Origin of the sequence: Acinetobacter sp. YH16032 (assembly GCF_013417345.1) — a bacterium.
Classification (GTDB): domain Bacteria; phylum Pseudomonadota; class Gammaproteobacteria; order Pseudomonadales; family Moraxellaceae; genus Acinetobacter.
The window spans coordinates 19,034-40,516 of the sequence record NZ_VPEE01000014.1 but is presented as its reverse complement, the minus strand read 5'-3'; the positions used below and the strand labels follow the sequence as shown (position 1 = coordinate 40,516).

Annotated in this window: 15 protein-coding genes; 8 read left to right on the top strand and 7 right to left on the bottom strand. The window is 39.8% G+C overall.

Annotation, left to right across the window (positions count from 1 at the left end):
- The first annotated feature begins 345 nt into the window (after positions 1–345).
- Positions 346–2,289, top strand: a complete 1,944-nt coding sequence (gene acs, locus FTV32_RS09085) for an acetate--CoA ligase (RefSeq protein ID WP_092766504.1) — start codon at positions 346–348, stop codon at positions 2,287–2,289.
- A gap of 149 nt (positions 2,290–2,438) precedes the next feature.
- On the top strand, positions 2,439–3,620 hold the full coding sequence (locus FTV32_RS09080) for an acyl-CoA dehydrogenase family protein (RefSeq protein ID WP_180028483.1): 1,182 nt from the start codon (positions 2,439–2,441) through the stop codon (positions 3,618–3,620).
- Positions 3,621–3,664: 44 nt separating this feature from the next.
- Here FTV32_RS09080 and FTV32_RS09075 read toward each other — a convergent pair whose 3' ends face one another.
- The 4 genes from FTV32_RS09075 to msuE form a co-directional block, all read right to left on the bottom strand.
- Positions 3,665–4,279: a riboflavin synthase subunit alpha gene (locus FTV32_RS09075; protein WP_180028482.1), complete on the bottom strand. Its 615-nt coding sequence runs from the start codon at positions 4,277–4,279 to the stop codon at positions 3,665–3,667.
- Between the two features lie 78 nt (positions 4,280–4,357).
- Complete coding sequence (locus tag FTV32_RS09070; RefSeq protein WP_306669939.1) at positions 4,358–5,506, bottom strand: MFS transporter; 1,149 nt, start codon at positions 5,504–5,506, stop codon at positions 4,358–4,360.
- A gap of 308 nt (positions 5,507–5,814) precedes the next feature.
- A complete protein-coding gene (sfnG, locus tag FTV32_RS09065) occupies positions 5,815–6,924 on the bottom strand; it encodes a dimethylsulfone monooxygenase SfnG (protein ID WP_180028480.1) in 1,110 nt (369 codons plus the stop codon).
- Positions 6,925–6,953: 29 nt separating this feature from the next.
- A complete protein-coding gene (gene msuE, locus FTV32_RS09060) occupies positions 6,954–7,691 on the bottom strand; it encodes an FMN reductase (RefSeq protein ID WP_035265789.1) in 738 nt (245 codons plus the stop codon).
- A gap of 376 nt (positions 7,692–8,067) precedes the next feature.
- Here msuE and FTV32_RS09055 point away from each other — a divergent pair, with 376 nt between their 5' ends.
- Positions 8,068–8,718: a response regulator transcription factor gene (locus tag FTV32_RS09055; protein ID WP_035265788.1), complete on the top strand. Its 651-nt coding sequence runs from the start codon at positions 8,068–8,070 to the stop codon at positions 8,716–8,718.
- Between the two features lie 61 nt (positions 8,719–8,779).
- On the opposite strand, the gene FTV32_RS09050 is transcribed toward FTV32_RS09055, so the two are convergent.
- Positions 8,780–9,547 (bottom strand): hypothetical protein, encoded by a 768-nt coding sequence (locus FTV32_RS09050; RefSeq protein ID WP_035265786.1) that lies wholly within the window; start codon positions 9,545–9,547, stop codon positions 8,780–8,782.
- 424 nt (positions 9,548–9,971) lie between these two features.
- Positions 9,972–13,463 (bottom strand): PAS domain-containing hybrid sensor histidine kinase/response regulator, encoded by a 3,492-nt coding sequence (locus tag FTV32_RS09045; RefSeq protein WP_180028479.1) that lies wholly within the window; start codon positions 13,461–13,463, stop codon positions 9,972–9,974.
- Between the two features lie 183 nt (positions 13,464–13,646).
- Here FTV32_RS09045 and FTV32_RS09040 point away from each other — a divergent pair, with 183 nt between their 5' ends.
- The 4 genes from FTV32_RS09040 (at position 13,647) to betT (ending at position 18,711) form a co-directional block, all read left to right on the top strand.
- On the top strand, positions 13,647–13,979 hold the full coding sequence (locus FTV32_RS09040; RefSeq protein WP_035265779.1) for a DUF485 domain-containing protein: 333 nt from the start codon (positions 13,647–13,649) through the stop codon (positions 13,977–13,979).
- 1 nt (position 13,980) lies between these two features.
- The gene (locus FTV32_RS09035; RefSeq protein ID WP_180028478.1) at positions 13,981–15,687 is read left to right on the top strand and encodes a cation acetate symporter; all 1,707 of its coding nucleotides are present in this window, start codon (positions 13,981–13,983) and stop codon (positions 15,685–15,687) included.
- Between the two features lie 137 nt (positions 15,688–15,824).
- Complete coding sequence (locus tag FTV32_RS09030; RefSeq protein WP_180028477.1) at positions 15,825–16,514, top strand: ion channel; 690 nt, start codon at positions 15,825–15,827, stop codon at positions 16,512–16,514.
- Between the two features lie 226 nt (positions 16,515–16,740).
- On the top strand, positions 16,741–18,711 hold the full coding sequence (betT, locus tag FTV32_RS09025) for a choline BCCT transporter BetT (RefSeq protein ID WP_180028476.1): 1,971 nt from the start codon (positions 16,741–16,743) through the stop codon (positions 18,709–18,711).
- A 63-nt stretch (positions 18,712–18,774) separates the two neighbouring features.
- Here the strand turns inward: betT and omp33-36 are convergent, their stop codons facing one another.
- A complete protein-coding gene (omp33-36, locus tag FTV32_RS09020; RefSeq protein WP_180028475.1) occupies positions 18,775–19,710 on the bottom strand; it encodes a porin Omp33-36 in 936 nt (311 codons plus the stop codon).
- Between the two features lie 820 nt (positions 19,711–20,530).
- Between omp33-36 and blaOXA the strand changes: the two genes are divergently transcribed.
- Positions 20,531–21,424, top strand: coding sequence for a class D beta-lactamase (gene blaOXA, locus FTV32_RS09015; RefSeq protein WP_092766492.1), 894 nt, complete (start codon positions 20,531–20,533; stop codon positions 21,422–21,424).
- Positions 21,425–21,483 lie beyond the last annotated feature (59 nt).

Below are 21,483 nucleotides of genomic sequence, written 5' to 3'. Positions count from 1 at the left end.
AACAAAAAAATTGCATGTTTTTATAAACATTCAGCACCTTGTCCAACAAAAAAATCGAAATGGTATTTATTGATAAAAAAATGGAGTTTTTTGAAAACGACAGATTTTACTTGCTTAGGAATGATGATCAGCAATGATTCGGATCATTGATTGTTAGATATTTTAGGTTGTTCAATTGGCAAGAAGATACGGATAACTTTTGAAATAAATGAATGCTCAGTCTACGACCAAAGCATGATTGTTTGAAATTTTAAAGTATAGTCATACTCAAGATATAAGACAAAAAATGATCAGTATGATCAAGACAACTCTCGAGATGAGAAACATAAATCAAGGATGCGAATTATGAATGAAATATATCCAGTACCCGAAGTTTTTAAAAAAACTGCACGAACCAATGAAGAGCAATATTTCGAGCGGTATAAAGCATCTATTGAAAACCCCGAAGCATTTTGGACCGAAGCAGCCAAGAAACTAGACTGGATTAAGCCTTTTACACAAGTCAAAAATACCAACTTTGATAAAGAGAATTACAAAGTTGAATGGTTTGCAGATGGCCAATTAAATGTCAGTGAAAACTGTCTCGATCGACATTTAAAAGAACACCCACATAAACCTGCGATTATTTGGGAAGGTGATCATCCATCACGCCATAAAATTATTTCATTTGAAGAATTACACGATGAAGTTTGTCGTTTTGCCAATGTTCTCAAGAAGCATGGCGTGACCAAAGGCGACCGTGTTGTTCTGTATATGCCAATGGTCCCTGAAGCAGCCATTGCGATGTTGGCATGTACGCGTATTGGTGCGGTACATTGCGTGGTGTTTGGAGGTTTTTCACCAGATTCTTTAGCAAGTCGTATTGATGATAGCCAAGCAAAAGTCATCATTACAGCAGACTCGGGCATGCGGGGTGGTAAGCCAATTCCACTGAAAGAAAACGTTGATGCAGCGATGGAGCTTGAAGGGACGAGCTCTGTACAAAATGTCATTGTGGTACATCGTACTGGTAACCCAATCACGATGCATGAAGGTCGTGACCTGTGGTATCACATGGAAATCATGACAGTCACAGATATCTGTCCACCTGAACCGATGAATTCAGAAGATCCGCTGTTTATTTTATATACTTCAGGCTCAACGGGTAAACCTAAAGGTGTGCTACATACTACAGGCGGTTATCTGACTTACGCGAACTTTACCTTTAGGGAAGTATTTGATTTAAAGCAAGACGATATTTTCTGGTGTACCGCTGACGTCGGTTGGATTACTGGTCACTCTTATGTGTTGTATGGTCCACTTTCAAATGGGACGACAACATTGATGTTTGAGGGTGTTCCACAATACCCAACTTGGGCACGCACTGGACATATTGTAGATAAGCACAACGTCACAATTTTATATACGGCACCAACGGCGATCCGAGCGATGATGCGTGAAGGTGATGCATTTATCCGTGAAAGTGACCGTAGTAGTTTACGCTTGTTGGGCTCCGTCGGTGAGCCAATTAATCCTGAAGCTTGGAACTGGTACTACACCGTAGTTGGTGAAAGTCGTTGTCCAATTGTAGATACATGGTGGCAAACTGAAACAGGTGGCTTTATGATTTCGCCTTTACCGGGCGCAACTGCACTTAAACCTGGTTCTGCAACACGTCCATTCTTTGGTGTACAACCTGCTTTGGTTGATGCTGATGGTAAAGAGCTAGAAGGAGAGGCTGAAGGTAATTTGGTGATCAAAGATTCTTGGCCAGGACAAATGCGTACCATTTGGGGTGATCCAGATCGTTTTATCGAGGCATATTTCTCAACTTATCCAGGGAATTATTTCACGGGAGATGGTGCACGCCGTGATAAAGATGGTTATTACTGGATTACGGGGCGAGTGGATGATGTTCTGAACGTTTCGGGACACCGCTTGGGGACTGCAGAAATTGAAAGTGCATTGGTTGCACATGAACATGTTGCAGAAGCAGCCGTTGTGGGTATGCCACATGACGTCAAAGGTCAAGGGATTGCAGCCTATGTAACTTTACAGGCAGATACGCCAGAGTCAGAAGAGCTCAGGAAAGAGCTAGTAGGTTGGGTAAGAAAAGTTTTAGGACCTGTGGCTACACCAGATGCAATTTATTGGGCGCCAGCATTACCCAAAACACGTTCAGGCAAGATTATGCGCCGAATTTTGAGAAAAATTGCCGCTAATGAGCTAGATAGTTTGGGCGATACCTCAACTTTGGCAGATCCACAGGTCGTGGATCAATTAATTGCTGAAGTGAAATCACAGCAGTAATCCCGATTAAACAGACGAAGTCATGTTTTAAATACCGTTAGTTCAACTAGCGGTATTTTTAGTTCAGTGATAAGAAAAGCAGGCATTGTGATAAGTCAAATCATGTTGATCTGCTAAGCTTATCAGCAGATGCGATACGGAATATAACAATGAATTCTCCCCTAAATTTTAACCCTGAAACGCCACTTGAGACTGCGCAAATACTTGCATCTGAGTTTGCGAAGACCGCAGCAGAACGTGACAAACAGGGTGGAAATCCAAAGGCTCAGCGAGATCTAATTCGACAAAGTGGTTTGTTGTCTTTATCTATTCCAAAAGAATTTGGTGGGCAAGGTGCAACTTGGAGCACGATTTTTAAAACCATTCAAACCATTGCTCAAGTCGATAGTTCGCTTGCGCATGTATATGGCTTTCATCATTTGCTTATAGCGACGGTACAACTTTTTGCACAGCCAGCTCAATATGGAGATTGGTTTATACAAACAGCCAAACATAGCTTATTTTGGGGTAATACGTTAAATCCATTAGATCGTAGAACAACCGCGAAACAAGTTTCTGATGAAGAATTTATCTTCCATGGTGATAAAAGTTTTTGTTCTGGATCAATTGATTCAGATATCTTGCTCTGTTCGGGATTTAATGAAGATGGAAAGTTACTGATTGGCGTGATTCCAACAGCACGAGAGGGCGTGAGCTTTCTTGGAGATTGGAATAATATGGGGCAACGTCAAACGGATAGTGGTACCAGTCATTTTGAACAGGTCAAAATTCGCAAGGATGAATTACTCCTCAATCCCGGTCCTTTAAGTACACCTTATTCAAGTTTGAGACCGCTAATTGCTCAACTGATTTTCGTGCATTTATTTTTAGGTGTTGCTGAGGGAGCGTTCAATGTTGCGAAAGAGACAGTTCAAACACAAAAAGCTTGGTCGAAATCACTGGTTGAACAAGCGGTGAATGATCCATTTACCCAAAAGCATTTCGCCGAATTTTATGTGCAACTTGAAGGTGTGCGCTTGCTCGCGGAAAAAGCGATCAATACATTACAAAAGGCGTGGGATGAAGGGGAAACATTAACTGCGGAGCAACGTGGTGAAGCCTCAATTGCAATCGCCACCGCCAAAATCGCAGCGACTCATACTTCACTTTATGTGACACAAAATATTTTTCAAGTGATGGGTGCACGCTCGACTACTGCAAAACTGAATTTAGATCGATTCTGGCGTAATGTACGAACCCAAACCCTGCATGATCCAATTGATTATAAATATCAGGAAGTCGGAGAGTGGGCATTAACTGGAAAAGTTCCAGATCCGAGTTTCTACTCTTAGATGGAATTGATTATGAAAAGAGCCTCTGTCGTAGAGGCTTTTATTTATTTTTGATGAATATTTTCTAAAGTATCGACAAGCGTACGTGTCATCTGATCAATTTCGTAATTGACTTGATCGCCGACTTGAACATATTTCCATGTGGTTAAGCGTAAAGTTTCTGGAATAAGATCGATTGAGATTTGATTGTTTGCACGATCAACCCGATTGATTGTCAAACTGCAGCCATTTAAACCGATAAAGCCCTTTAAGAAGAAATATTTGATATTGCCATTTGGAATTTCAAGGTCGATATGAAACGTTTCACCATTTTTGCTTAAATGCTTTACGGTTGCAGTGCCTTCAATATGACCATATAAATTATGCCCACCATTCTCAGCACCTACTTTAGCGGAACGTTCAATGTTGACCTCATCACCGACGTTGAGTTGACCTAAAGTGGTTAATTCAAGTGTCAGATTTGAAACATCAAAATGCACTTGACCAGCGATCAGATCAATTTGTGTAGCGGTTAAGCAAACACCATTAATCGCAACACTGGCGCCGATAAATACATCATGAAAAAGATTGAGCGCATTAGAAATAACAAAAGTCCGATATCCCTCTTTATGCTGTATATCTAATACTTTTTCTAACCCTTGCACGATACCTGTATACATAATAAACCTTTGCCTAAAAATAAATCTTAATTGCTTTTAATCCTAACTGAGATCGTAGAGATGATCATCTTACGCAGATCAATTGGTTCTAGGTAAAAAGAAGGTCAATACACCCAGTAGTGGTAAGTATGAGCTAAAGTGAAATACCCAACGAATACCTTGATGATCTGCTACATAGCCCAAAGCTGCTGCCGCGATACCGCTGATCCCAAACATCAAACCAAACATCAAACCAGAGACCATGCCGACACGACCTGGCATCGCTTCTTGTGCATATACAACCATTGCTGAAAATGCGGAAGACATAATCAATCCAGCAAGAATCGCAAAGATACACGTCCACATCAAATTCACATGTGGCATGAGTAATGCAAAGGGTGCCATGCCAATAAAGGAAATCCAAATGACAGCTTTACGACCTATTTTGTCACCGATAGGGCCGCCAGCAAAAGTACCGATTGCTACTGCGGCTAAAAAAGCAAATAAATAAAGCTGAGCTTGTTGAATACTGACCTGAAACTTTTCGATCAAATAGAAGGTATAGTAATTTCCAATACTTGCAATGTACGTGAATTTTGCAAACATTAACGCACAGATAATCACAATTCCCTGTACAAGTTTAGAACCTTTCAACGGTGTTGATTGCTTGGCTTTTACTGCTGAAGCAGCTTGAACACCATATTGAATGGTCCATCGACTGATTCTGTAAAGCAGATAAATAGCGAAAATGGCAAATATCATGAGCCAAGCAACTGAGGCTTGGCCGTTCGGTACAATGATTGCTGCGGCCAACAGTGGCCCAACGGCAGAGCCGCTATTACCACCCACTTGAAAAGCGGATTGAGCAGTTCCGAAGCGACCACCTGATGCTGTTCTCGCTACTCGTGAGGCTTCTGGGTGAAAGGCAGATGAGCCCACACCGATGAGTGCTGCTGAAATCAGTAAGATTGGAAAAGTCCATGCAAATGCCAGCAGAACGATACCTAGCAGTGTAACGCACATACCCAAAGGGAGGAGGTAGGGCTTAGGATGCTTATCAGTGTAGAGTCCAACCCAAGGTTGCAGAATAGATGCAGTCATTTGATAGACCAAAGAAATAATCCCGATTTGGGTAAAGCTCAAGTCAAAATTGAGTTTCAGCATGGGATAAATGGCAGGTAAGCAAGACTGGATCAGATCATGTAATCCATGCGCTAATGCAATAGCGAAAATAATATGAACCGCCATTTTATTCGCTGAAGCACCAGAGGAATTGTTTGAATGTTCTATTGATTGAATTGAACCCATAAGGCTGTGCTGTCTTCATTTTTGAGGTGATTATAACCGTGCAACAGCGGAACAATGTACGATTTATTCAATTTTCGATGTACTGTTGCTGATCAGATTATATGAACTATCCAATAAAAAGCCCCCAAGCCGAGCCTTGGGGGTTAAGTTGCTACTGCATGACGCTATTATTATAGTTATCAGGGTCAAAACAAGACTGAACAAAGCGCTGATTTCATTCAGATCGTTGTTAATTAATCGAAGACCAATTAAGCTGATTTAGCGGTGATGTGTTGTTGCTGTTCAGCTTCGAGTTTTCGAACTAAAGGCAGTACTTTTTCACCAAAATATTCAACTTCCTCTATAAAATGTAAGAAGCCAGATAAGATCAGATCCACACCAACTGATTTTAATTCAACGATACGTTCAGCAATTTGTTGCGGTGTACCGATGAGATTTGTTCTGAACCCGTCGTTGTATTGGACAAGATCTTCAAATGTTGATTTTGCCCAGTTACCTTCACCTTCTTGAGTTGCGGCACCAGCTTCACGAGTTGCATCACCAAAGGCATTGACTGCTTCTACATTTGCATTTTCAATGATTTCTTGAAGTACAGCTTTTGCTTCCTCTTCAGTATCACGAGCAATGATAAAGGCATTCACCCCAATTTTGACTTGATGTTGATTCAGCTTGGCTTTTTCACGGATGTCATCAATCTGCTTTTTAATTTCAGCAGGCGTGTTTCCATTGGTGAAATACCAATCAGAAACACGAGATGCCATATCACGTGCGGCACGCGAGCTACCCCCTTGGAAAATTTCAATATGTGGGCTTTGAACAGGTTTTGGCTTCAAGGTGTAGTCTTTAAATTGATAATATTTTCCATCAAAACTAAAGTTATCCTGCGTCCAAATGCCTTTTAAGCTACGAATAAACTCCTCTGAACGTGCATATCGTTGATCGTGTTCAGGCCATTCTTCACCGATGGCATCAAATTCACCACGGAACCATCCGCTCACAACATTAATAGCGATACGACCATTGGTTAAATGATCAATTGTCGCGAGCTGTTTAGCCGCCAGCGCGGGTTTCCAAGGGCCTGGTAAAATTGCTGCGATTACACGTAACTTTTCAGTTTTTGCCAATAAGCCATGACTAAAGCTTACAGATTCATGCTGATTCTCAGCACCGTATCCTGCCGTGAATCGAATCTGTGTCAAAGCATATTCAAATCCACTTTTTTCAGCAGCTTGCGCGAGTCGAACATTGTAGTCGTAGCTCCAGTCTGTTCGTTGTTCAACATTACTGACGACAAGACCACCACTGACATTTGGAACCCAATAGGCAAATTTAATCGCTTGTTTTTCTGCATTAGACATGGCTTATACCCTCATTGATTCAATTATATTTATGCCACTTCAATTTTTGGGGCAGCATTATTCTTGTGATGCAAGCGTGACTCTGCTGCATCTAAACTTGGTACTGCTGCTGAAGGCAATACTTCTTCTTGTTCGATTTGTTTGTTAATGCCCAAGTTTTGATTGGCTTGTTGGGTTTTATCTTTCACAACCTCAGCACGTTTACCTTTGGCTGGTGCCCACTCTAAAATTGGTAAAGCACGAGCAATGGCTAAGGTAATGCGCGCACGTAATAGTTCACTGTGAATGGTGTATTCAGGCGTAAAATCACGATCAGTTGCATAAACGCCAATTGGCAAAGTCTGTGCTTGGAAGAAGCTAAATAAAGGACGCAATTGATGCTCAAGTACTAAGGCATGGCGATCACTGCCCCCTGATGCAGCTAGTAATACAGGCACATCAACCAGCGCAGTTTGTTCTACAAAGTCAAAGAAATGTTTAAATAAACCTGTGAAAGATGCGCGATATACGGGCGTTCCCACAATCAACGCATCCGCGGCTTCAACAGCAGCAAGATCATCTTGAACACGTTGCGGCAGCTGATTGCGATAAATGGCACCACCTAATAAATGACCGATTTCGCTAAATTTAATAAAATGCACATTAATAGGTGTTGCTTCACCTAACTCATCCAAAATCGCTTGAACAAGCGCTTCAGTTTTTGAAGGATTATTTAGACCGCCAGAGACAGCAACGATATTTAATGGTTTTTGTTGAGCAGTAGACATAGTACAAACCTAAAAATTTAAAATTAATCTCGGATGCACTATTTATGTGGATTTATGCTTATTCTGTAAAATAAGCAAAATAAGAATAAATATCATTTTTGCGTATATGGCGATAATTTAATCTTTTTGAGATACAAATAAGTGATAAATAACTGAATAAACTTATATTTATGATTATGAATAAGCTATTTCAGTATTTGAATAAATTTTATATTTAAAAGTGATGTGCTTATCGAATTTTCAAAATTACATAAAAAAATCGCGTTTGTAAGATTTAGCCCGACATTTTCTGCAAAAATTCGTTAATATTTATATATCCTTAACAGCTATAGCACAGTTAGTATATTGATTGTGTTTGAGATCTCTCGCCTCGCTTATGAATATTTTAATCGTTGATGATCATCCACTGTTTCGTCATGCTTTAATTCAAGCAGTTCGTTACAGCTTACCGCAAGCCCAAATCCATGAAACAGCTGCTGTTAATGAATTTTATGAACGTTTAGAAAAAGGTCCTGAACCAGATTTAGTACTTTTAGATTTGAATCTTCCAGGTGCATCAGGCTTCTCAGCGTTGGTGCATGTGCGTGCACAGTATCCATCGTTACCAATTATTGTCGTATCGGCGCATGAAGAAGTTTCAATTATTCAACGCTCGATTGCACATGGTGCAATGGGCTATATTCCAAAATCAGCGCATCCAAGTCACATTGGTGAAGCGATTCGTCAGGTATTAGAAGGGGATATGTGGTTACCGCCAAATCTGCCTGCGAATTTAAACTTTGATCCACGTGCTGCAGATGAAACAGCTTTAGCAGAACGTATTCAATCTCTAACACCACAACAATTCCGAGTGTTAATGATGGTTGCGGAAGGTTTGTTGAATAAACAGATCGCATACGAACTTGATGTTTCTGAAGCAACGATTAAAGCGCATGTGACCGCGATTTTCCGTAAATTAGGCGTTCAAAATCGTACTCAGGCTGTATTAGCGATTAATGCATTAAACATCGAAGAAAAACGTGTTTAATTGATTCTTAGATTTGAAAAAAAGACCTAATCAAAGGTCTTTTTTTCGATGTGTATCTACTTTAGGCTAAACAGTCCTGTTTAGGTGTCAACTCATTACAATATAGAGGATTGAGTGCACATTGAAGTTCATCAATTTGATCTTGTGTTACATAGCCCTTGCGTTTTAAATATTCTGCAACGCGATCATCTCTAAGACTTAAAAAAGCGGCATCATAAACTTTCAGATCAACAAAGAGTGCAGCCGTTTCAAGTCCATTAAAACGATCTAAAAACACCTCATTGCCATACATGAGAAAAATATGATCGAAATCTGCATATGCATCGATGCCTAATTGTTCTGCGAGTGCAAGCGGCGGTGTTTTGATAAAGAGTAAATCTGAAATTTCATCAAACTGCGTGGTATCAAGCGTATTTTCACCAGTTTTCACTTTACCAAGCCAAGCTTTAAAGACCAAAACGGCACCACCACGCAACAACATACTCCACACTTGATGACGCGTATGTTCATCTAAATCTCGGCATTCTGATGCTAAACGTTGAATAAGTTGATTTTCTTGTTGTGCCAATTTATCAAATAAACCTAAGCCTTGAGGGTGATAAGCTGCTGGTGTAAATACATCAAATTTTAATTGTTCAAAAACCTGTAAAGCCAAAGGTACTGCAGTTTGGTAAATCTGTTCCAAGGCACGTACATGTACATTTTTTAAGGATGTAGATGGAAAAATTTCTTGCCACTTGATTTCAGGCAAAATTGCATTGGCACCATATTGGCGATGAAATTCGTGATTACGATCTAAACCATGTGGCATAGCTTCTGAAATGTTCATTGCAAGACTCCATTTGATACTTTTATTCTCGAGAAAATTTGAGGCACTTTGATTTCTTTAATCGAAAGAAGATGTGCTGATGGCTAGATTTAGAATTATGTTGATTGCAATAAGAATAAGACTAAAGTATTAATTTTTAATTGATGAGTAAATTTGTCATCTAAAAACATGATGTTAGTAAACTTGTAACTATTTGTTTTAAATGATCTTTCAACTTTTGATGTGTTTTGCCATAGAAAATCGGACTTTGATTTTTTTGGTCAATTGCCAACGCTCTCTTTAGCTTTATTTTGTTCTCTTTTGCCACCTCTAAAGCTAAGGTCTGCCAATCATTGTAAAGTATGGTGTGAATATGTATAAAAATCACCCAGCTCTTCTTGGAAAAACTGGGTGATGAATGTATCAAAATATAACTATTCAAATCTTATTTTGAAATTTTTAAACCTGATAACCATGAACGTAGTGAGGCAGGTTTGAGAGGTTTTTTCAGTAGGACAATATTCAGCTCTTTGAGTCGTTGAGGAAGCTCAGGATCTGAATCAGCTGTAATCAATGCCACAGGTACATTTTCTTGACGATGGTCTACAATAAAATCTAATCCTATTTTATTTGAATTCAGGTGTTGATCGACCAACCAAACTTGAATGTTCTCTTGTTGAATAATCTCAAGCGCTTGTTCAGGTTCTGTGGCTTTAAACACTTGATAACCCCATTTAGTAAGCAAAGTTGCCATGCCTTCTAAAATAGTTTCATCATTGTCTAAACATAAAATTTTATACGCTGCAGATTTTAATGGTGTGGCTTGAACTGGTGCGGTCACAACCTTTGGTGCATCGATGAGTGGGACTTCAATCATAAAACATGAACCCTTACCCAACTCGGAATACACATGCACAGGATAACCCAACATGCTGGTCATTCTCTGAACGATGGCGAGTCCAAGACCTAAACCTTGTTCACCCCATGGCGAGGTATGTCCACAACGTTCAAACTCTTGGAAGAGTTTAATACGTTGTTGTTCAGCAATCCCTGGACCAGTATCCCAAACACCAATACGAATATGGTTTGCTCTTTCTGCTGAACGTAACACCCCAACAATTACACGACCTTTTGCTGTGTATCTTAGGGCATTACTGACAAAGTTTTGAATAATACGGCGAATCCATTGAGGATCTGTATCAATCCAGAACTTCACGTCATGCACTCGGAAGGAGATCGCTCGTTGTGCTGCAATTGATTTAAATTGTAGTTCTAAGTCACTCAATAGGTCATGTAATGGATAGGCTTGTCGTTTAGGTTGTATTGTTCCACCTTCTAAACGTGCAATGTCTAATAATGCAGAAAGCATACTCTCTGCACCATGTAAGGCACGATCGAGTTGCTGTAGCGTTTTAGCATCTTCTTCATTTTGAATGCTTTGTTCTAATGCCGTACTGAATAACCGTGCAGCGTGCATAGGTTGAAGTAAATCATGACTTGCTGCAGCAATGAATCGACTTTTTGACATATTGGCTTTGTCAGCTTGTTCACGTGCCAATTGTTGTTCTGCCAAGGCATTGGCAAGTTGTTGAGTACGATCTTGAACGCGTCCTTCAAGTAATGCTTCAGTTTCTCGGAATGCCGTAATATCAGCAAATGTCGTCACGAAGCCACCGCCTTCGATTGGATTTCCTCGCATTTGGATAACACGACCATCTTTACGAATACGTTCAAACTCATGAGCGCTACCTACTTTCATCCAATGAATACGTTTACGTACGTGCTCTTCAACGGAACCAGGTCCACATTCACCGCGCTCTGCGTTGTATCGGATCAAGTCTGCAATCGGGCAGCCCACATATACCAAATCTTTTGGATAATCGAATAAAACGAGATATTGATTATTCCATGCGACTAAACACATGTTTTCATCGACAACACTTACCCCTTGGGTCATGTGGTCGATCATGGTCATAATTAGATTTTGGTTAAAGCGTTGCCATTGTGATGCTTGGTCTAGAATATTAGCGACCTGTCCAAGTGCTAATCCATTGTTAACCATGGCTGTAGTGAGTAGGGTACGTGCCGATGCAGCTCCAATTGTGCCAGCAAGATATTGTTCAGTGAAACGCCACCACATCCCATTGGCACTGCTGTTTTCGTTTAATATCACATTATTGGATAAGCAGAATTGATTAAACGCATGCATGGTCGGACCTTCACCCGTAATCCGTTTGGCAAGCGTGATCAGGTCACCCACTTTTAATCGTGCGACATCATGATGTAAATAATTAACTTCATTTGAGGTTTGTTGCGTTTGTAGGGGTTTTGTTTCGTAATAGAAGAAACTTTCTGCCTGTATTTGCTCAGCAATACTTGGACGATAAATTCGTGAGATCCAGATGTAGAGCACGATATTTAAGCCAAGTGACCAAATTACACCATGTGTTAATGGCGCAAATGATTCAAAACCAAGTAATGCTTCAGGCTTTAATAAGTCAAATCCCAGAGGGCCAAACATCAGAAACGAATAAGTAAATTGATAATATTCATCTGGTAAACTTCTTAAAATTGTTGGTAAGAGCAGTGTGTAACTCCACATCACAAAACCAACGATGAGACCTGCATAGACCCCTTGCTTACTTCCACCACGCCAGTACAACCCCCCAATAAGTGCAGGTGCAAACTGTGCAACAGCACTAAATGCCAAAAGACCAAATACTGACAGCTGATCAATGTCATTAAAGAAATGGAAGAACAAGAATCCAAGTAGCATGACCGCCAAAATACATACGCGACGTGTGAATTTCAGCATTCGAGGTAAACGCTTGTCATGACGAGAAATCCAACCCAAGCGCCATAGCGCAGGCATAATCAAGTCGTTACTGAGCATGATTGAGAGTGCGACTGAAGAGACTAAAAGCATACCAGTTGAAGCCGAAAATCCTCCAAGGAATGCTAAGAGCGTCAGCCATTCTTGGTTATAGCTCAAAGGCAGTGACAGCACGGCAACATCAGGGACTGCCATGTATTCTGGTGCAGCATGAAGTGCCCAACTTGCAATCGGAATAATCGCGACAACGGTTAAAATGATGTAAGCGGCAAACCATCTGCGCGCACCACGAATATGTTTTTCATCACGTAATTCAACTACAGCAACATGAAACTGGCGTGGCAAACATATAATCGCTAATGCTGCTAAAAGTGTTTGAATCCAAAAGGTATCTGGCACGCCCATCAGTTGAATTTCATGGAAGGTTCTGGATACGTCTGCGGAAACTTGAATGAGGTTTTCGGGGCGTTCAAATAAAAAGAAAAAAGCGACACAGAGGAGTGCAAATAATTTAACAAAGGATTCAAAAGCGACTGCCAGCATTAAACCGCCATGCTGTTCGGTGTTGGCAATCTGACGTGTACCAAACATCATAGCCAAAATTGCGAGAACCCCTGTAAGTGCAAGAACACCATTGGTGGTCAGATTCATCACTTCTGAATCTTGTTGCAACATCACGGATGCACTGAGTGCAATGGCTCTCAGTTGTAAGGCAAGATAAGGAATGATGGCGATCACGGCTAAAATGGTGACGAGTGAGGCGAGAGGTCCGCTTTTGCCATAACGTGCTGCCACAAAGTCAGCAATTGAGGAAATAGCATGGTGCTGACGTACTCGACCTAAGCGACGCCAAATATCATAACCAAACCAGACAAACAGAAGTGGGCCTAAGTAGATTGGAAGGAAAATGATCCCTTCACGAACAGCAGCACCCGTTGCGCCGTAGAATGTCCAAGACGAACAGTACACGCCTAAGGTCAAACTAAACAATAACATGCGTCCACGTGGGCTGAGCCGACTGGCATGTTTTTCACCAAAAAAGGCGCAAATAAAAAGGATGAGGATGTAGAGGGCGAGTACCCCAATAATCAACCAACTGTTCATAGGACTTACACTTGAGAATCTCGTGTAATGATAACGCATCCATGAACTGTCACGTTCAAATTGATCAAAATTTAGCGACCAAAGTCTAAATTACAACCAATGCAAAATCTTGCTAATTTAAAAATCGGAATAATTTAAATAAAAAAAATGACCTACGGTTGGGTCTCATATGGAGTCTTGTTTATGGATGAGAGACAAGTAGAGCAAATTCTACAGAATCCCAAATTCAAAGAAATGGTCAAAAAGAAAAGCACACTGAGCTGGACATTGACAGGCATTATGCTGTTTGTCTACGTTGGTTTTATGCTTTTAGTTGGCTATAACAAAGAATTTTTATTGTCATCGCTTTCAGGTGGTGTAACCACTTGGGGTATCCCTCTAGGATTAGGCATCATCGTGCTGTCTTTCTTGTTATGTGGTGTGTATTCGTACATTGCCAACAATAAGCTCGATCAATTAAACGAAGAAGCTATGCGCGAAGTTGAAGCCATCACTCACGAGAAGGGACTACACTAAGATGAAATGGAATTCTTTACTCACATTTGCAGGGACTGCAATGTTATCTGGATTGGCATTCGCAGGTCCTGATTTAGGTGCAGCAGAACAACAAGCAACAAATTGGCCTGCGATTATCATGTTCTTGATTTTCGTCGGTGCAACGCTGGGGATTACCAAATGGGCAGCTAAACAAACCACAAACACCAAAGATTTCTATACCGCAGGCGGTGGAATTTCTGGTTTCCAAAATGGTTTAGCCATTGCTGGTGACTATATGTCCGCAGCATCGTTCCTTGGTATTTCTGCGATGGTTTTCCTGTCAGGTTTCGATGGCTTACTCTATTCACTTGGTTTCATGGTAGGTTGGCCTATCGTACTTTTCTTGATAGCAGAGCGTTTGCGTAACTTGGGTAAATACAATTTATCTGACGTTGTATCATTCCGTTTACAAGAAAAACCTGTACGCACACTGGCAGCGTTAAGCTCTCTTGTTGTTGTTGCATTCTACTTGATTGCCCAAATGGTCGGCGCTGGTCAGTTGATCAAGCTTCTGTTTGGCTTGAACTATAACATTGCTGTCGTCATCGTCGGTCTGCTTATGATGGCATACGTTATGTTTGGCGGTATGTTAGCGACAACATGGGTGCAAATCATTAAGGCAGTGATGTTGTTGTCAGGTGCTACCTTCATGGCATTTATGGTGATGAAAGGCGTTGGCTTTAGCTTCACCAATATGTTCGAGCAATCGATTCAAGTCTTCTCTAAAGTACATGATTTAACCTTAGATGATGCAACCAAAATCATGGGACCAGGTAGTCTGGCATCAAACCCAATTGATGCGATTTCTCTTGGTTTAGCATTGATGTTTGGTACAGCTGGTTTACCACATATCCTCATGCGTTTCTTCACAGTAAAAGATGCGAAAGAAGCACGTAAATCAGTTGTTGTTGCAACAGGCTTTATCGGTTACTTCTATCTTTTAACTTTCATCATTGGTTTCGGTGCGATTCTCTATGTATCGAACAACCCACAATTCCTTGATATTGCGAAAATGGCAGTAACTGGCAAGCTAGAGCTTGTTGGTGGTAATAACATGGCTGCGGTTCACTTGTCTGATGCTTTAGGCGGTGACTTGTTCATGGGCTTCATTTCAGCGGTTGCATTTGCCACGATTCTCGCAGTTGTTGCAGGTTTAACGTTGTCAGGTGCTTCAGCAATTTCACATGACTTATATGCGAACGTATTGAAAAAAGGACAAACTACACCTGAATCTGAACTTCGTATGTCTAAAATCGCGACTTTAGGTCTTGCGATCTTTGCGATGATCTTGGGTATCTTGTTCGAGAAACAAAACGTTGCCTTCATGGTAGGTTTAGCATTCTCTGTTGCTGCATGTGCAAACTTCCCAGTGCTTGTACTTTCAATGTTCTGGAAAGGTTTAACAACGCGTGGTGCAGTTGCCGGTGGTGTTGTTGGATTAGTTTTAGCGGTTGTACTCATCGTACTTTCTAAAGCAGTTTGGGTAGATACGCTTGGTATTTCTGATACACCAATTAATCCATATAACGGTCCTGCATTATTTGCGATGCCTTTAGCATTCTTCTTCTGCTGGTTGTTCTCTGTGACAGACAATTCTGCACAAGCGCAAGCAGAACGTAAAGCATTTGATGCACAGTTTGTACGTTCACAAACAGGTATTGGTATTTCTGGTGCGTCAGACCACTAAACCATACTGATCATGATAAAAAGCCCCTTTAAGGGGCTTTTTTTCTTTACCAAATTTCTATTTTAAATGACATACAAGTCATCAACTGTCCGCTATGCTTTCATTCAAACAAAACAATAAAAATAGTTGGAGTTGAGATGAGTTTAATATGCCGCGCGATACGTGATCTCGTACGTTTACCATCCACGTGTCTACTGATTTTACAGCTGCTGATTTTATTCCTCGCAGTGATATCAAGTCATGATTTGGCTTATCGCTCCATGACTTGGATTCTCGGCGCTTTAGTCCTTCTTATTATTGCTAAAGTCATCAAAATGACCCCAATTTTTAGTGCTGTAGGTTTATTTGGGGTATTAGGAGCTCTCATTTTTTCTTTCTTGATTCTGATTGGATATCATCAAGCCTATATTCAAATTACAGCGCATGTATTTGAAGTTATCGCGTATACGACAGCGGCTTATGGTTTGGTTCGATATATGTTCGAAGACCGCTATTTGACCAAAGATGAATTATTTGCGGCAGCGGCTGTTTTTACTTTAATTGCATGGAGCTTCGCATTTTTGTATAGCATCTGCCAGCTACATGACCCACTGAGTTTTAGCATAACGCCTGAACAATCTGTTCAACATAGTTGGTTAGATTTGTTGTTTCTCCGTTTTAGTATTCAGTCGGCAACAGGTCTTTCAGATATTATGCCCTTGAGTCCGCTGGCGAGACTGATTGCCATGATTCAAATGTTTAGTGGAGTCATGTATCTGGCTTTGATTGTTTCGCTCTTAATTGCACTGCAATACATTGCTCATTTGCCAAAGCATCAGGATGATTAAAACAGAACGTTACATCTTGCTAACGGCATTCATCTGCAAAATCATGAATAATAAGTAATTAGATCAAAAAACAGTCTCCGATGCTCTATATTGAGTCGATTTTTCTATTCCGTCTTTGATGAAACTAACTCGGCTTTGTATGAGGTTGAGGATAAATGATCTCATTTCATATAGCGTTTTATCCAGTTTGAAGCGTTTCACCGAAAAATAAATATATAGGGGAATTATGTCTTCTCAGCATCCTTCATGGTATTCAAATGTGAATCCACGTGTTTTTATCAGCACGGTACTCATCATTTTTGTATTTTTAGCCACTGTGGTGTTATCTCCTCATGGTTTTGAATTAATTACTCAGCAACTGAACCAATGGATTACGGATTCTTTTAGTTGGTTCTATGTTTTAGCAGTTGCCATATTTCTGATCGTGCTGGCTTATATCGCAATTTCTGAATACGGCAAAATCAGGCTCGGCCCAGATCATAGCCAACCGAGTTACAGTAATGGCTCTTGGTTTGCAATGCTCTTTACCGCAGGTATGGGTATCGGCTTGATGTTTTTTGGGGTAGCAGAACCTGTAATGCATTATGTCTCTCCGCCAGTCGGTGATGGAGAAACGGTTTTGGCAGCGCAGCAAGCGATGCGAGTGACTTTCTTCCACTGGGGACTTCATGCATGGGGAATCTATGCATTGATTGGATTGTCTTTGGCGTATTTTGCTTATCGACATCAATTGCCTTTAAAAGTACGTTCCGCGCTTTATCCGATCATTGGAAAAAAAATTCATGGTCCCATGGGGGATGCCGTAGACACATTTGCCACGATTGGAACAGTATTTGGTGTGGCGACAACATTGGGTTTTGGTGTAACGCAAATTAACTCAGGCTTGAATTATTTATTTGATGTTCCTCAATCAGCAAGTACACAAGTGATACTGATTATTATCGTCAGTACATTGGCATCACTGTCCGTTTTTCTAGGTTTAGAAAAAGGAATTAAACGGTTGTCTGAGTTGAATTTGGTATTGGCAATAAGTTTATTGCTCTTTGTATTCTTCGCGAGTTCTACCATTTATCTTTTGCAAACCACAATTCAGAACATGGGTCAGTATGTTTCTAATCTCTTTACCATGACATTTAATTTATATGCTTATCAACCCAATGGTTGGATTGGTGGTTGGACGATTATGTATTGGGCATGGTGGATCTCATGGTCACCATTTGTCGGGATGTTTATCGCACGTGTGTCACATGGAAGAACCATTCGAGAGTTTATTGTTGGGGTTATGTTGATTCCTACTGGATTCACACTCATTTGGATGGGCTTTATGGGGAATGCTGCGCTCTCCAGTATTATGCAAGAAGGCAATGAAGCACTGATGCTAGCAGTACAGAAGGATTCTTCTGTTGCATTATTCGAATTTTTAAATAGCTTACCACTCGCTTCAATCATGAGTGTAGTAGCAACATCGCTGGTTATTTTATTCTTTGTCACTTCAGCGGATTCAGGTGCATTAGTTACAGACTATTTGACGGCTAAAGGTGAAGGTTCACCGACATGGCAACGACTCTTTTGGACTGTGCTTATGGCGGTAATGGCAATTGTATTATTATTGGTCGGTGGGCTTGGTGCTTTACAATCTGCGACCATCATGAGTGCGTTGCCATTCTCCGTCATTATGCTTTTTATTTGTTGGGGATTACTCAAAGCCTTAAAAGTAGATTTAATTAAAATGAATGCTCTGCAGGAGGCGAGAATTACACCTCGAGCAATTCATCAACCACGGAGTTGGCAAAAACGCTTAGGATTGATTATGCACTATCCTCATTCTAAGGAAGAGGTTGATGTATTTATTGAATCCCAAGTATATCAAGCATTAGAGCAAGTGCAGAAAGAGTTCAAGAGAAGACAGTTTAAGGTTAGTGTAAATCGATTGGGTGAAGGGGTAGAGTTGAGGGTAGATCATCATGACGAGTTGAATTTTGTATATCAAGTGATGTCACAAAGAACAACGCCACCAAGCTTTATGCCAGACACAATGGTGACTGAGCAGGACTATTATCAAGCAGAAGTCTTTTTAAGAGAGGGTGGACAGGCCTATGATGTGATGGACTGGACACAAGAAGACTTAATTCAAGATGTCATTGATCAATATGAAAGACATTTACATTTCTTAAGTGTAATTCGTAGCCCTGAGTAACTAGTGACTGATAAAAAAAGGACGCATTATGCGTCCTTTTTTGATTCTGTATCTAATAATTTATTAGAAACGGAATTTAGCATTTAAGCCAACAGTTTCAGTATCACGGCTAGAACCATTTTCAGCGTTAGCATTTACATAACTTGCACCAACAGCTACAGCTGGAGTGATGAAGTAGTTTACGTTAGCACCGATAGCTGAGCTTGGAGTGTCATTAAAGCTTGATTCAGTATAAGAAACGCCTGCGCTTAACTGTGGATTGAAGTAAAGGTCAGATTTTAATTGGTAAAGTGTATCTTCACCGTATACTAAACCAGCTTCAAAGCCAACAGACATATTTGTATCAGTGATGCCGCCTACATATTTAGTACGAGCTGTGATCGCATCTTGATCTTCAGCAATAGTACCTGTTTCAAGTGCTGAGAATACGCTGCCGTTGTTGATTGCTTTAAAGACATCAAAAGAGTATTGATCAGCAACGCTTGTATAACCTACAGCAACTAAGAAGTTTGGAAGTAACATTGCACCAAGTTCTAAAGCATAACGATCGCCGTTACCATCTGCTAATTTAGCAACTTGTGGGTGGTTTAATGGGTTGTTTGCAGTGAAGTCATTTTTAGCATCAGTTTTTGAGTGGCTATATGACGCGCTTGCATATAAAGGAATAAGTTTAGTTGGGATATAAGCTTCAGCTTTTGCACCATAGTTATGTTGCTGAGCTTCAACTTTCTGATTAGCAGCTTTAATATCAGCAGAATATTCACCGAAGTTATAAGCAACAGAAACATTAGATGCTTGATTTAAGAAAGCCGCTTCAGCTAAAGGACCTTTAGTTGAGTCTACATTCTTGAAGTAGTAAGTACCTTGAACAGAACCAGTATAGTTATCATTGTTCAATGAGTCATCAAAGTATTCAGCAGCGCCTTGTACTTCAACTTGATATGCGTGTGCCCCAGTCATTGCTACTAATAAAGCAGTGGCTAAACTAATTTTTTTCATAATAGTTACCAAATAAATGTCGAATGAATATGCAGTAAATATTGTATTGTAACAATGTATTAAGTCAATGATCTTTAAGGTAATAGCCTGCTGGTCTAAATTTATTTTGTGTGTTATGTCTTTATACAAGAAGATTAAGAACATGAATTTTTGAACATTTTATTCAAAAATAACAATGTGATAAGGAGATTTTCAAGGTCGATTAAGCTAAAAAAATTGCATCGAAATTATACAAAAAAAAGATTATTAGAATCGGATAAAACGTATAAAGAAAATGTTAATTTACATGAAATTTAAGATTTTTGTTTAATTTTAACTCATTTGAAAATAAATAATGTGACTTTTTTCACCTACTTGGCTGTAAAGTGTTAGGTAGATTCCGAATTTCAAAGGGTTACGATCTTTGCAATTTAAGTTAATTTTCACATAATTACATGCTCGTTAACTAAGTTTTTTTTTATATTTAAATAAATTGAGTTTTACCTTTTAGATTTACTAAATATTATAGTGGTTATTTCTCTTATATACCCAGCTTTCTCCAAGGCTGGATTTTTTTAACTTATATTTATTTGCACCATTATGGTGCATAATTGGGTGTATTCTTTATCAATACTGAGCAAAAAAAAACCTAGTTTTCTATGAAAACTAGGTTTTTTTGCCAAAACTTGAGGGAAATACAGAAATTCTGCTGAGGTATATTTCTATCTCGCCCTAATGTGGGGCATTATGCACCAGCATATTGCACATGTAAATATTATTTTTAAAAAAAGTGTTAAAAATAGACAAAAAAATTGGAAATAATCTGTCAAAATTGAATTAAATGCATTGGTCAAATTGGAACATTGAATTGAAAGGAATCTACGTTGTTGCACTTGTTTTAACGTCTGTTTTTTTATCTGCCTGCCAGGCCTTAGATCATATTAATCCGAGAACAAAAGCATACGATTTAAAAGACGATTCAATGCTGAATAGCAGTGAATCAAAGAATCAGCATCATATTGAGACCCTATTTAATCAGCAAAATATTCAAGGTGTATTTCTCACCTATGATGGCAAACACGTTAAAACTTACGGTTCTGATCGAACAAGAGCAAAAGAAAATTTTATCCCTGCATCCACTTTTAAAATAGTCAATGCTTTGATTGGATTAGAACATCATAAATCAACTCGGTATGAAGTGTTTAAATGGGATGGAAATAAGCGTTCATTTGATAGTTGGCAACGTGATTTTACGCTTGGTGAGGCCTTACAAGCATCTGTTGTCCCTGTGTATCAAGCCTTAGCACACCGTATTGGACCAACATTGATGCAGCAGGAATTAAGTCGAATTCAGTATGGAAATGCAAAAGTCGGGGATGAGATAGATCAATTTTGGTTAAAAGGTCCTCTAGAGATTACACCTGATCAACAAGTTAAATTTGTTTATAGATTGGCACAGTTGTCATTGCCGTTTCGTAGAGATGTACAACAAGATGTAAGAGACATGATGTATGTCGAATCACGTGGTGCGAATAAGTTATATGCCAAAAGTGGTTGGGGAATGGATATTGAGCCTCAGGTGGGCTGGTATGTGGGTTTTGTAGAACAAGCCAGCGGTCAAGTCACTGCCTTTGCATTAAATTTAGAAATGAAAAATGGTGATAAAATTCAGCAACGGAAGGAAATCACTTTAGATATTTTAGATCGACTCGGTTTATTTCATTATTTACGTTAAAAGTCATATAAAAGATAAAAAAAACCCAGCCGATTGGGATGGCTGGGCTGAAAAAGGAT

Coding starts and splice junctions, on each gene's coding strand:
- acs (WP_092766504.1), top strand. CDS start 346: ATGAATGAAATATATCCAGTACCCGAAGTTTTTAAAAAAACTGCACGA.
- FTV32_RS09080 (WP_180028483.1), top strand. CDS start 2,439: ATGAATTCTCCCCTAAATTTTAACCCTGAAACGCCACTTGAGACTGCG.
- FTV32_RS09075 (WP_180028482.1), bottom strand. CDS start 4,279: ATGTATACAGGTATCGTGCAAGGGTTAGAAAAAGTATTAGATATACAG.
- FTV32_RS09070 (WP_306669939.1), bottom strand. CDS start 5,506: ATGGCGGTTCATATTATTTTCGCTATTGCATTAGCGCATGGATTACAT.
- sfnG (WP_180028480.1), bottom strand. CDS start 6,924: ATGTCTAATGCAGAAAAACAAGCGATTAAATTTGCCTATTGGGTTCCA.
- msuE (WP_035265789.1), bottom strand. CDS start 7,691: ATGTCTACTGCTCAACAAAAACCATTAAATATCGTTGCTGTCTCTGGC.
- FTV32_RS09055 (WP_035265788.1), top strand. CDS start 8,068: ATGAATATTTTAATCGTTGATGATCATCCACTGTTTCGTCATGCTTTA.
- FTV32_RS09050 (WP_035265786.1), bottom strand. CDS start 9,547: ATGAACATTTCAGAAGCTATGCCACATGGTTTAGATCGTAATCACGAA.
- FTV32_RS09045 (WP_180028479.1), bottom strand. CDS start 13,463: ATGAACAGTTGGTTGATTATTGGGGTACTCGCCCTCTACATCCTCATC.
- FTV32_RS09040 (WP_035265779.1), top strand. CDS start 13,647: ATGGATGAGAGACAAGTAGAGCAAATTCTACAGAATCCCAAATTCAAA.
- FTV32_RS09035 (WP_180028478.1), top strand. CDS start 13,981: ATGAAATGGAATTCTTTACTCACATTTGCAGGGACTGCAATGTTATCT.
- FTV32_RS09030 (WP_180028477.1), top strand. CDS start 15,825: ATGAGTTTAATATGCCGCGCGATACGTGATCTCGTACGTTTACCATCC.
- betT (WP_180028476.1), top strand. CDS start 16,741: ATGTCTTCTCAGCATCCTTCATGGTATTCAAATGTGAATCCACGTGTT.
- omp33-36 (WP_180028475.1), bottom strand. CDS start 19,710: ATGAAAAAAATTAGTTTAGCCACTGCTTTATTAGTAGCAATGACTGGG.
- blaOXA (WP_092766492.1), top strand. CDS start 20,531: ATGCATTGGTCAAATTGGAACATTGAATTGAAAGGAATCTACGTTGTT.